The sequence below is a fragment of the Azospirillum sp. RU38E genome (assembly GCF_900188385.1).
Lineage (GTDB): Bacteria > Pseudomonadota > Alphaproteobacteria > Azospirillales > Azospirillaceae > Niveispirillum.
In genome coordinates this window covers 330,779-343,305 of the sequence record NZ_FZOI01000002.1, presented here as the reverse complement: position 1 = coordinate 343,305, position 12,527 = coordinate 330,779, and the positions used below count along the sequence as shown (strand labels likewise).

At 63.7% G+C, this 12,527-nt stretch carries 9 protein-coding genes; 7 read left to right on the top strand and 2 right to left on the bottom strand.

Features of this window, described 5'->3' with window-relative positions:
* Nucleotides 1-27 precede the first annotated feature (27 nt).
* Nucleotides 28-771, top strand: a complete 744-nt coding sequence (locus CHB97_RS06745) for a hypothetical protein (RefSeq protein WP_089287186.1) — start codon at nucleotides 28-30, stop codon at nucleotides 769-771.
* A 159-nt stretch (nucleotides 772-930) separates the two neighbouring features.
* Complete coding sequence (locus CHB97_RS06740) at nucleotides 931-2,034, top strand: DUF2336 domain-containing protein (protein ID WP_089287185.1); 1,104 nt, start codon at nucleotides 931-933, stop codon at nucleotides 2,032-2,034.
* Between the two features lie 110 nt (nucleotides 2,035-2,144).
* Here CHB97_RS06740 and recQ read toward each other — a convergent pair whose 3' ends face one another.
* Nucleotides 2,145-4,004, bottom strand: coding sequence for a DNA helicase RecQ (gene recQ / locus CHB97_RS06735; protein ID WP_089287184.1), 1,860 nt, complete (start codon nucleotides 4,002-4,004; stop codon nucleotides 2,145-2,147).
* Between the two features lie 185 nt (nucleotides 4,005-4,189).
* Between recQ and CHB97_RS06730 the strand changes: the two genes are divergently transcribed.
* The 4 genes from CHB97_RS06730 (at nucleotide 4,190) to CHB97_RS06715 (ending at nucleotide 9,438) form a co-directional block, all read left to right on the top strand.
* Nucleotides 4,190-4,831 carry a hypothetical protein gene (locus tag CHB97_RS06730; protein ID WP_244559435.1) on the top strand — a complete coding sequence of 214 codons (642 nt, stop codon included), beginning with the start codon at nucleotides 4,190-4,192 and terminating at the stop codon, nucleotides 4,829-4,831.
* 286 nt (nucleotides 4,832-5,117) lie between these two features.
* The gene (locus CHB97_RS06725) at nucleotides 5,118-6,371 is read left to right on the top strand and encodes a polyhydroxyalkanoate depolymerase (RefSeq protein WP_089287183.1); all 1,254 of its coding nucleotides are present in this window, start codon (nucleotides 5,118-5,120) and stop codon (nucleotides 6,369-6,371) included.
* Nucleotides 6,372-6,967: 596 nt separating this feature from the next.
* Nucleotides 6,968-7,753 (top strand): M48 family metallopeptidase, encoded by a 786-nt coding sequence (locus CHB97_RS06720; RefSeq protein ID WP_089287182.1) that lies wholly within the window; start codon nucleotides 6,968-6,970, stop codon nucleotides 7,751-7,753.
* A 92-nt stretch (nucleotides 7,754-7,845) separates the two neighbouring features.
* Entirely contained in the window at nucleotides 7,846-9,438 is a 1,593-nt protein-coding gene (locus CHB97_RS06715) for a sulfatase-like hydrolase/transferase (protein WP_089287181.1), read from the top strand.
* A 33-nt stretch (nucleotides 9,439-9,471) separates the two neighbouring features.
* On the opposite strand, the gene pgk is transcribed toward CHB97_RS06715, so the two are convergent.
* Nucleotides 9,472-10,668, bottom strand: a complete 1,197-nt coding sequence (gene pgk, locus CHB97_RS06710; RefSeq protein ID WP_089287180.1) for a phosphoglycerate kinase — start codon at nucleotides 10,666-10,668, stop codon at nucleotides 9,472-9,474.
* A gap of 258 nt (nucleotides 10,669-10,926) precedes the next feature.
* Here pgk and CHB97_RS06705 point away from each other — a divergent pair, with 258 nt between their 5' ends.
* Nucleotides 10,927-12,513 (top strand): CYTH and CHAD domain-containing protein, encoded by a 1,587-nt coding sequence (locus tag CHB97_RS06705; RefSeq protein WP_089287179.1) that lies wholly within the window; start codon nucleotides 10,927-10,929, stop codon nucleotides 12,511-12,513.
* The last annotated feature ends 14 nt before the right edge of the window (nucleotides 12,514-12,527 follow it).

The window sequence follows — 12,527 nt, the reverse complement described above, 5'->3', positions numbered from 1 at the left end:
CTCTCCGCGATACGGGAGGCGTCGCCCATGCCGTTTAGTGTCTATGATCATTTGGATGATGATGCCCTGGCGGAACGGCTGGAGGCGGCGCGGGAGGTCACGCTGTGCCAGCGCGTGATGGCCAAGACCGGGGATAATGTCCTGACCCTGCTGGTGGGGGCGCAATCGCCGGTGGGCGATCTGCGCCATTATCCGCCCACAGATGTCTATGACGCGGAATATCACGCCCAATATTATTTCCATGCCCATCCGGCCAACAGCCAGCCGATGGGGGAGGCGGGGCATTTTCACACCTTCATGCGCCCTTTCGGGATGCCGCCAGGGGTGACCCCGCTGGCGCCACCACCGAACCTGGATGATCCGGACGGCAATGGCGCGCTCTCACATCTGATCGGGATCGCCGTCAATGAGCTGGGCAGCCCCGTCCGCCTCTTCACCACGAATCGTTGGGTGACGGGGGAGTGCTGGTATGCCGCCGATGATGTCTCCCGTATGCTGGAAGGTTTCACCATCGATCATGCCCGGCCCAGCTGGCCGGTCAATCGCTGGCTGACCGCCCTGGTGCATTTGTATAGGGAAGAAATTATTGACTTGCTGGCCAAACGCGACGCCGCCATGACGTGTTTCCAGAATGAAAATGTTGGCGCGGATTGCTTTGAGGATCGCCGGCTGGAGGTTTTGTCGGAAAGGCCCATTAACCTTAATGCCAAGGTTTCCGAAACGGAGCAGGCGGCACTTGCCCGCCGCCGTGCCCGCCGTCGTGCCGGTTGAATTGCAGCAGCTGAACGGTTCATGCCCCGATTGCCCCATTTTTGACGGTCGCAATTGGCCGCAAGCTGCACTAAATATTACTTAAACATATCCGGGCTTTGCCCTCATGCCGCCCTAGCGGCAGGGGGTGGCCCTTGAGAGGGAGGGTGCGAACACCCCATGTCCGAGATGTTGACCCAACAGGATGTGCAGCGCCTGCTGACCGATCCCTCACCCAATACCCGTGCCGAGATGGCCGGCAAGGTTGCCGCCCAGTTCACCGCCCAGCTGTCGCAATCGGAGCGCACGCTGGCGGAGGATATTGTGCGGATGATGGCGCGCGACGTGGCCACCCGCGTGCGTGCCGCCCTGGCGGACAGCCTGAAGAGCAGTGCCGCCATTCCCCGTGATGTCGCCCTGTCGCTGGCGCGCGATGTGGAGGAAGTGGCGCTTCCCTTCATCGAGGTCTCGACCGTCCTCACCGATGCTGATCTGGTGGAGATCATCCGCAGCGGTTCCTCGGAAAAGCAGACGGCCGTGGCCAAACGGCCGGAGGTGAGCGGGCAGGTCGCTGATGTATTGGTGGAGCGTGGCAGCGAGAAGGCCGTCGCAGCACTGCTTTCAAACGAAGGGGCTGAGGTTGCTCCCCAGGCAATGAACCGTGCGCTGGACCGTTTCCCGGACAGTGAGGCGGTGGCCGAACCGCTGGTCAACCGCGCGCATCTGCCGGTGACGGTGGCGGAGCGGCTGGTGGCGCTGGTGTCGGAACAGCTGCGGGAACGGCTGGTCGCCAAGCATGAGCTGCCCAATGATATTGCCGCCGACATTGTGCTGCAATCACGGGAGCGGGCCACCTATGGGCTGGTGGGCGGTGCCGGCGATAAGGAGCTGGAACGGCTGGTAGTACAGCTGCGGCGCAACAACCGGCTGACGCCGTCCTTGTTGCTGCGGGCGCTGTGCATGGGGGATGTGCCCTTCTTTGAAGTGGCTGTGGCCCAACTGGGGCAGGTGCCGGTCAGCAACGCAAGGCTGCTGATCCATGATGCCGGGCGGTTGGGGCTGAAATCCCTGTTCGATCGTACCGGCTTGCCGCCCAAACTTTACCCCGCCCTGCGCATCGCCCTGGATGTGGCCAATGAGACCGACTTTGACGGTCTGGACCATGATCTGGAGCGCCATCGCCGCCGGATGCTGGAACGTATCCTCACCCAGTTCGAGGAACTGGCAAGTGAGGATGTGGATTACCTGCTGACCAAGCTGACCGACCTGACCGCCGCCGCTTGATCCGCGACCACCATCGTTCTGCTGCCGTTGCCTTAAGAGGGGTCGGCAGCAGGACATTGGGTGCGTGAGCCGATAATGACGGAGCATGAACCTCCAATGGTCTCAACCCGTCAGCTATAGGTCGTGATCACATCCAGAAAATATTCGCCATAGCGTTCCAGCTTACGCGCACCGACGCCGGGCAACTCCGCCAGCTCATCCAGGTCGGTCGGCCGTGCCTGCACCATCTCCATCAAGGTGGCGTCGTGGAAGATGACATAGGGCGGCACGCCCTGTTCGCGGGCCAGTTCCAGACGCAGCGCCTTCAACGCGTGCCACAGCGTATCATCGGCCGGTGACAGATCGGTGGGGGCGGTGCGGGAACGTGGGGCGGTGCCGCTGGAACGCCCACCGCCCCGCTTGGTTTCCGCGGCCGGGTCACGGCGCAGCCGTACCGTTTCCTGGCCCTTCAGCACAGCGGCGGCGGTATCCGTCAGGATCAGCCCACCATGGCCTTCCGGGTCGGCGCACAGGAAGCCGTGGGCCACCAGCTGGCGAAAGGCGCTCTGCCATTCATTCTTTGACATGTCGGCGCCACAGCCGAAGGTCTTCAGCTTATCATGGCCGCGTTCCAGCACCTTGTCAGTGGCGGTTCCCCGCAGCACATCGACCAGATGGCCCACCCCGAAACGCTGCCCGGTGCGATAGACGGCCGACAGCGCCTTCTGCGCCACCACGGTGCCGTCATAGGTCTCCACCGGTTCGAAGCAGATATCGCACTTGCCGCAGGGCTTGGGATATTCCTCCCCGAAATAGGTCAGCAGCGTCTGGCGGCGGCAGCGCGCCGTCTCGCAGAAGCCCAGCAGCGCCTCCAGCTTCTGCCGTTCCGTGCGCTTATAGGCGGCGGGGCTGTCCGATGCCTCCACCATCTGGCGCAGTTGCACCACGTCGGCAAAGCCATAGAGCATCAGCGCTTCCGCCGGCAGCCCGTCACGGCCGGCGCGGCCGGTTTCCTGATAATAGGCTTCCAGGGAACGGGGCAAATCCATATGCACGACAAACCGCACATTCGGCTTGTCGATGCCCATGCCGAAGGCCACGGTCGCCACCATGACCATGCCCTCGCTTTTGATAAAGCGGTCCTGATTGTCCTGCCGGGTCTTGGGATCAAGCCCAGCATGATAGGGCAGGGCATCAACCCCCTGTTCGCGCAGATATTGGGCGATGGCATCCACCTTGCCGCGCGACAGGCAATAGATGATGCCGGCATCTTCCGGCCGGCGGCGCAGGAAATCCACCAACTGGCGGCGCTCCTGATCCTTGGCGATAACACGATAGGTGATATTGGGCCGGTCGAAACTGGCCAGGAACAGCCGGGCTTCCGCCAGGCCCAGCCGGGCAGCGATATCGGTGCGGGTCTGCGCATCGGCCGTGGCTGTCAGCGCCACGCGCGGCACATCGGGAAAACGTTCATGCAGGATGGAAAGCTGGAGATATTCCGGGCGGAAATCATGCCCCCACTGGCTGACGCAATGCGCCTCATCCAGGGCGAACAGGGCGATACGTGAACGGTCCAGCAACTCCAGGAAACGCGGTGTCACCAGCCGTTCCGGCGCGACATAGAGCAGGTCCAACTCGCCCCGCTCGCAGGCCCGCTCCACCTCCATCGCCTCCCGCCATTCCAGGGTGGAGTTGAGATAGGCGGCCCGCACGCCGAGCTGACGCAAGGCATCCACCTGATCGCGCATCAGGGCGATCAGGGGCGAGACCACGATGCCCACACCGGGCCGCACCAGGGCTGGGATCTGGTAACAGAGCGACTTGCCGCCACCCGTGGGCATCAGCACCAGCGCATCGCCGCCGGCCACCACATGTTCCACAATATCCGCCTGCATCCCGCGAAAGGCGGGATAGCCCCAGACATCACGCAGAACGGCCTGGGCGGCCTGCAGATGCGGGCTTTCGGCGGCAGGGGGAAGGGCGTCGGGCATTGCGGGGCTGAACCGCTATCTCTTGTGGCAAGGCAATTTCACGCCCCCATTAGCGGGGTCACCCCTTCTCTACGACGCGACGGGCACCCGGTCCAGTGAAAAGCCTGTCCCGGCGGGCGGGCGCAACCTTTGTACCGGCCCGGACGTTGCCTTGACAGCGCCTGACCCGAATGGAGGAAGCGACCATGAGCGACAAGCCGTTCCGCGACATTACCCAGCCGCCCGGCCACGCGGCCGGGCATCATCCCACGCATCATATGGCGGATACCCCCGCCGCCGTGCCACAACAGGGATCCATGCAGGAAGCGGTGGGGCTGTTCAGCAGTGAAGACCGTTTGCAGAAAGCCATCGATGAATTGTCGATGGCCGGCTTCTTTCCCCACGACCTCAGCCTGATGGCCAATGACGAGTCGGTTCTGCGGCGGGTGACGCGACGGGGCGATCTGGGTGACATTGCCCATAATGCGCCAGACAATGCCCGCCGGGCGGTGGTGGCACCGGAGGAGATTGGCAATGCCCAGGGGGCAGCCATCGGCGTGCCGGCTTATATCGCCGCGGTGGCGGCAACGGGGGTGGTGGTGGCCACCGGTGGCACCGCCCTGGCTGCTGCGGCGGCCGCCATCGCGGCCGGCGGTGCCGGCGGCGGGCTGGGCGCCCTGTTGGCGCGCTGGATTGGGAATAAGCGCAATGCGGCGCTCACATCGCATCTGGAAGGCGGGGGAATGCTGCTCTGGGTCAATCTGCGGGATGAGGTACGCGAAAGGCAGGCATGTGAAATTATCGCACGTCACGCCGATTCCGGGGTGGAGGTGCATGACATCGCCTAAATCAAAGGCGAATGCTGGTTCACCAATCAGGACAAGTGTTTGGAACATCTTTATTGAACAAGGAAAAGGCAGGGGACACCGCCTGAACATCGCTCAAACCCTAGGCGATAGCGTTAACTCTTAAGTCATTAAACTGTTGCATCCTGATCTACAGCGAATACCTTTGTGTTGAGCTGTGACAGGGTGCCACATTGCGGGACGCCAAGGGTCTGGTGGCCGCGTGATTGCCCTGGAGAGGGTCGCGGCGGGTTGTTGATTGCGCCCAGTTCGAGAAAGGGGCTTTTAAGTGCTCTATCATCTGTACGACATGCATCATGCTGCCCTGACACCGCTGCGCCTGTTGGCGGAGGCCACACAGCAGACCTTGCAGAATCCTTTCGTTCCGGCCTCTTACACCAAGGTTGGCCGCGCTGTGGCAGCCGGGGCTGAACTGATTGAGCGGACCACCCGCCGTTGGGGCAAGCCAGAATTCGGCCTGCCCACCACCCGCGTCAATGGCCGCGATGTGGCGGTGACCGAAAAGGTAGTGCTGGAAAAGCCGTTCGGCAATCTGGTGAATTTCGCCCGTGCCGTCCCGCATGACGACCCAAAGCTGCTGCTGGTGGCACCGATGTCGGGCCACTATGCCACGCTGCTGCGCGGCACGGTGGCGGCCCTGTTGCCGCATCACGATGTCTATATCACCGACTGGCACGACGCCAAGCTGGTGCCGCTGGCACGGGGCCGCTTCGATCTGGAAGATTATATCGACTATGTGATGGATTTCATCCGTCACCTGGGCCCCAACACGCATGTCATGGCCGTCTGTCAGCCGGCGGTGCCGACGCTGGCCGCCGTGGCGCTGATGGCCCAGCTGGATGATGCCTGCCAGCCGGCCAGCATGACCCTGATGGGGGGCCCGATCGATACCGCCGCCGCCCCAACCGTGGTGACCAAGCTGGCCGAAGATAAAGATATCAGCTGGTTCGAACGCAATGTCATCACCACGGTACCGCTCTATTATCCGGGGGCGCTGCGGCAGGTTTATCCGGGCTTTGTGCAGTTGACTGGCTTCATGTCCATGAATCTGGACCGGCATGTTGGTGAACATCTGAAGCTGTTCCGCCATCTGGTGCGTGGTGATGGTGAAAGTGCCGAAGCCCATCGCAAATTCTATGATGAATATCTGTCGGTGATGGATCTGACCTCGGAATTCTACCTGCAGACGGTCAATCAGGTGTTCCAGGAACGGGCCCTGCCGACCGGCCGGATGAAGTGGCGTGGCATGACGGTGGACCCGTCCGCCATTGAAAAGACGGCCCTGTTCACCGTGGAAGGGGAGTTGGACGATATCTCCGCCCCCGGCCAGACAATTGCCGCCCACCGGCTCTGCTCCGGCCTGCCGGAAAGCAAGAAGCTGAACCATATGCAGAAAAGCGTAGGCCATTACGGCATCTTCAACGGCCGTAAATGGCGGGAAGAGATCGAACCGCGTGTGCGTCAGTTCATCTTGCAAAACGATGCAGTGCGGTCCAGCCGGACCAAGACTGTGGCCGCCTGAGGTATCCTTATATCAGCCACCTGACGGGTGGCGGCGCGTGTCAGAAAAACACCGCGATAGCCCCGCTATCGCGGTGTTTTTTATGGTCTTTTTGTCCCTGAACTGTCGACGATGGAAAGCGCTTTCGAAGATTTTTACATCTTTCGGTCAGGTTTGCGCATTTTCCAATAAATGACCCTTGACGACCTTCCGGAACGGGGGCACCATAAAACCGTAACAAAGACATGGAGGGCAGTTTGATAAACGAAACGCCCATATCGCAGCGGGCGGCCTAAGGGAAAACAGGCAAACAACTGCGATCCGTAACCAGGGAGGGTGCTTTAACGCATGACTCCACCGCAGCAATATTACGCGATTACCTGATTATCGCAGCTTAAACCCTGATCATTCTTAGCGACATCGACGCGGAATGATCCTTTGATCGGAGAACCCCCGCAGGCGCATCCAGCTGCGGGGGTTTTTCTTTTACGCTGTCACGCTGGCCATGAATGATCCGGGCAGGGCCAGCAGCCTGTGATCAGGCTTCATCATCGTGACATTTGCGGTGACGGCCGGTTCAGGTAGGGTAGGCGGATGCTGCCCTGACCGGACCTGCAATGTTCTCCTTTCTCCGCCCCACCCGTTCCAAGACACCCGCAGCCGCCAAGCCGGCGGCGCGCCGCCGGGCGCCTGTCGTCTCCACCCCGCGCCTGATGGCGCTGGCGGCGGTGCCGGTACCGGTGGAGGTGCGGGTCTCCGCCCGTTCCCGCCGCCTGTCGATGCGGGTGGATTCGGTGCGCAATGTCGTGCGTGTCTCCACCCCGCCGCAAGTGTCCGATGCCGATATTCAGCGCTTCATCGGGCGCCATCTGGAATGGCTGCAACAACGCCTGTCCGCCGTACCACCCCGTTTCACCTTTCAGGATGGCGCGCTGGTGCCGATTCTGGGGGTGGATTATCGCATCCGTCACCTGGCCGGTCAGCGGCTGGCCCCCCGGCTGATGGTGGAGGCGGGGCAGCCTTTGCTTGTGGTGGGGGGCGAGCTTGCGTTTTTGAACCGGCGTGTGACCGATTTCCTGAAAGCGGAGGCACGCCGGCAACTGGCGGCGCGGGCGCGGCTGAAGGCGGCCGCGCTGGGTGCCAAGGTCACGGGTGTGTCGGTGCGTGATACAAGATCACGCTGGGGCAGTTGTTCGGCCAGTGGCCGGCTATCCTTCTGCTGGCGGCTGATCCTGGCACCCGACGCAGTGTTCGATTATGTGGTGGCGCATGAGGTGGCGCATCTGAAAGAAATGAACCACTCCCCCCGCTTCTGGGAACTCTGCGCCAGCCTGACACCGGCAGTTGAGGGGCCGCGGGAATGGCTGCGGGTCAATGGGGCGCGACTGCACGCTTATGGCTGATCACCGCCGGCGGGCCTGTCCTCCTGCCCGGTGAAATCTCGCCGCTCCACCAGTCTGGCCGGCAGCGATGCTCCGCCCTATTTTTCAGCGGCATGATGATCCAACGCCTTTTCCGACCCTTTCTGTCCATCATGGTGCCGCTGCTGCTGCTCAGCCTGCTGCTGGGTCTGCCGGGCGATCCCGGCCGCCTTTGGGCACCTGCGCATCTGGCGCTGGCACCGGAATTGGGCCTGGTGCTGGGGTTGCTGGCGCTATGGGCCCGGCGGGTGGGGCCGCCGGGCTTTGGCGTTATTCTCTTCCTCTCCTTGTTGACCTTGCCCTTTGTGCTGTTGCGGCTGGCCGATCTGGGGGCGCAACTGGCGGCGTGGCGGCCCCTGCAGCCGCTGTTCGATCCGGTCTTGCTGCCGGCCCTCTGGGGTGTGCTGGCGGGCAGCGTGGGGCCGATACCGCTGGCCCTCCTGCTCTGCCTCATCCTGCTTGGGTTGATCGGGCTGATCTCCCTCGCCTATCGCCGCATGGTGCGCCCGCTGGCGACGGTGGAGGGGCGATGGCTGGCTGGGGTGTTGGCGCTGGGGCTGCCCTTATTGTCCCTGTGTGGCCTGCCCGGTGCGCAGCCCTTCAGCCAGGGCAGTGTCGCCGCGATCATTGACCAGAGGGAGCGGGTGGCAGAGGGGCGGCGGATGCAACAGGCCCTGGCCGCTGCCCTGACGCAGGATCCGGTGGCCGATATCCCGGCAGCACAGCGGTTCGCGTTGCTGAGGGGGCGGCCGCTGGTGCTGATCTGGGTCGAATCCTATGGGCTTTCAGCCTTGACCGACCCGCGCCATGGCCCCCTTGTCTCCAACCGGCTGGCCTTGCTGGAACAGAGGCTGACGGCCAAGGGCTTTCACATGCTGTCCGGGCTGGTGGACAGCCCGGTGCTGGGCGGGCGCAGCTGGCTGGCCCATGGCACCTTGCGTGCCGGCATCCGCCAGGAACAGCCGGCACAGCAGGTGCTGGTGCTGGCGGCGGGGCATGTCGGTCTGGTCGCGGCCCTGCAACAGGCCGGTTGGCACACCCAGGCTATTATGCCCGGCCTGTCCGGACCCTGGCCAGAGGGCACGCTATGGGGTTTTGACCGGGTGTTGAATGCCGGGGCCCTGGGCTATCAGGGGCCGCGCTATGGCTGGTCGCCGATGCCGGATCAGGCGCTGTTCGCGGCACTGGATGCGACCCGGCCCTTTGCCGCCGGTCCAACATATTTGGAACTGGTACTGACCAGCAGCCACGCCCCCTGGACGCCGCTGCCGCCCTGGCGGGACGGGGCGGAGGGGCTGGCGGATGGCAGTACCTATGGCCCGCCGGATCGCCCGGATTACGGCGGCATGGCGGGCGCCTATGCCCAGTCCATTGATTACAGCCTGCGGGCGGCCGGGGATTGGCTGGCGCGGTCACTGCCGGATGATGCGTTGGTTTTGATGCTGGGGGATCATCCGGCCCTGGGCTGGATCGCTGATCCGACGGCAGCCGGCCATCACGTGCCGCTGCATATCCTGTCTAAGGATGGTGCCCTGATGCAGCCGGCGCGGTCCTGGGGGCTGGTGGACGGGATGCTGCCGGCCGCCGACAGCCCCGCCATCCCGATGGAAAACCTGCTGGGCCTGATCGCTGGCAGCTATAGCGGCCCCAAACCCGGCGGGGTGTGAGGCCGGCGGTCAGGAACCGCCGGCCAAACGATATCAGGCGTGCTTTTCCAGCGCCGCGACGCCCGGCAGGGTCTTGCCTTCCAGCCATTCCAGGAAAGCACCGCCGGCCGTGGAGACATAGGAGAACTGGGCCGCCACACCGGCATGTTCCAGGGCCGCCACCGTATCGCCACCACCGGCGACGGAGAGCAAGCGACCCTGCTGGGTCAGGCCGGCAACCAGACCGGCAACGGCGTTGGTGCCGCTGTCAAACGGCTGAATCTCGAACGCACCCATCGGCCCGTTCCAGACCAGGGTCTTGGCACCCTGCAGCTTGACCGCCAGGAATTCCACCGTCTTCGGCCCGACATCCAGCATCATCTCATCCGCCGCAATGGCGGTGACATCGGCCAACCGGTGTTCGGCGCCCGCCTTGAACTCCTTGGTCATCATGCCATCAACCGGCAGAAGCAGCTCACAGCCGGAGGCTTCGGCCTTGGCCATGATGGCGCGGGCCTGCTCGGCCATATCGACCTCGCACAGGGACTTGCCAACGGAAACGCCCTTGGCGAACAGGAAGGTGTTGGCCATGCCGCCACCCAGCACCAGCATGTCCACCTTGGACACCATGTTCAGCAGCAGCTCCAGCTTGCTGGAGATCTTGGCGCCGCCGACAACGGCGGCCACCGGGCGTTCCGGGGCGGCCAGCGCCTTGCCCAGGGCTTCCAGTTCAGCCTGCATCAGCCGGCCGGCGGCACTGGGCAGCAGATGGGCGATGCCTTCGGTGGAGGCATGGGCGCGGTGGGCGGAGGAGAAGGCATCATTCACATAAACATCGCCCAAGGCCGCCATGGCCTTGGCCAGATCGGCATCGTTCTTTTCCTCGCCCGCATGGAAGCGGGTATTCTCCAGAATCAGCACGCCGCCGGCCGGCAGGGCGGCGATGGCGGCGGCTGCCTTCTCACCGATGCAATCCTCGGCAAAGGCGACCGGCGCGCCCAGCGCGGCGGCCACCGACGATACCACCTGGCGCAGGCTGTTCTTGGTATCCGGCCCGTTCTTCGGGCGGCCGAAATGCGACATCACCACCACCTTGGCGCCCTTGGCGGCGATTTCCTTCAAGGTGGGGATCAGACGGTCGATGCGGGTGGTATCCGTCACCTGCCCGTCGGCCACGGGCACGTTCAGGTCCGCGCGGACGAGGACGGTCTTGCCGGTGACATCAATGGTGTCGAGGGTCTGGAAGCGCATGACGGATTTCCCCAATTCGGATGGTATGGCCAGCGCAAGGGATTGCGCGGGAGGCGGGCGGAGGGAAGCATAAAAGCGCCCCACCTTCAACGGGGGCGAATGGGGCCCCCTTCCACAGAGACTCATAAAAAATTCACGCTCTGCGATAGACAGCGTTTCATAGGCTTGTCATCGTTCTGTCGCAAAAGCCCGGCGCCGGTGGAAAATCTTCATGCTGGCGTTGGCTTTTCAGGATGGAATCAAAAGCCAAGAGCTGTCATGTCGCCGCGCGAAATCGAACTGAAACTCTCCGTCGCCGCAGAGGATATGGATCGGCTGCGCAAGCTGCCTGTCCTCTCCCCGGATGAGGGAAAGCCGACCGCCAAGCTGCTGGATAGTCTTTATTTCGACACAGCCGACCGCCGCCTGCAGGCCCATGGCCTTTCCCTGCGGGTGCGCCGCCAGGGCAAGAAGCTGGTGCAGACGCTGAAATCGGCCCCGCCGCCGGGCGTCGGCGCCCTGGTCCGCGGGGAGTGGGAGGTGCCGGTCACGTCCCCGCGCCCCGATCTGGCAGCCTTGCCCGATCCGGCTGTGCTGGCCCCCTTGGGCCCGCTGACCGCCGATGAGCTGGAGCCGGTGTTTGAAACCCGTATCCGCCGTCAAGTTCGCCTGTTGACCCCGGCGCCGGGCGTGCGGATTGAGGTGGCCATTGATCAGGGAGAGATTGTCACCCCGGCCGGTGCCAGCTTGCCGATCAATGAACTGGAACTGGAACTGGTGGAGGGTGAGGATACGCTGTCCCTCTATAATCTGGCCCGCACCATCCATGCCGCCCTGCCGGTACGGTTGGAGATGGAAACCAAATCGGCACGCGGCTATGCCCTGGCAGACGGCGGCAGCCTGACCACCCGCAAGGCCGACAAGCTGACCCTGGAGAAGGACACGACGGTGGAGGAGGCGCTGGCAAGCGTCGTTCGCCATTGTCTGACCCATATGCTGGCCAATCAGGCCGCCGCCCTGGCGGGCGAAGATCCGGAGGGGGTGCATCAGATGCGCGTCGCCCTGCGGCGCCTGCGCTCCAGTTTTCAGATTTTCCGGCCGTTCATTCCGGCAGACCAGCAGGAAACCCTGGTGCCGGGGGTGAAATGGCTGGCGGGCAGCCTGGGGGCTGCGCGGGAATGGGATGTGTTCCTGGGCGAATTGCTGCCGCCGGTCACTGCGGTACTGCCCGGTCATCCCGGCCTGGTGGCGCTGGAAAAGGCGGCGCAGGATGCCCACGCCGCCGGCTACAAGGCCGTGCGGGACGCCATCCTGTCACCCCGCTATACTAGTCTGCTGCTGGAACTGGCGGCCTGGGTGGATGGCAGGGGCTGGCGTAACCAACCGGTCAGCGAACGCTCCGCCCTGCTGCTGCGGCCCGTATCGGAAATGGCGGGTGCCCTGCTGACCAAACGCTACAAGCAGGCCCGCCGGCGGGGTCGCGGCTTTGCCCATGCGGAACCGGCGGAGCGGCATGAGCTGCGAATTGCCTTGAAGAAACTTCGCTATGCCGCTGATTTTTTTAGAAGTCTGTTTGATCAGCGCGCCGTTCGGCGCTTCCTGGAAGATCTTTCCGGTTTGCAGGACAAGCTGGGCCATCTGCAGGATGTTGCCACGGTGACCAAGCTGATGCGGGAATTGGAGGACACGGCGACTGGACCGGCCACCAAGGGCTGGCAGCACGGGGCCGGGCTGGTCACCGGCTGGCATGCAAGGGGGCTGCACGATATGGAATCCGGGGTGGTGGAGGATTGGCGCCGTTTCGCCGACACCAAGCCCTTCTGGCGGGAGCCGGCGGAAAATACCGACGGCGCCACGCTTATTTAACGGAAAATCAAAGG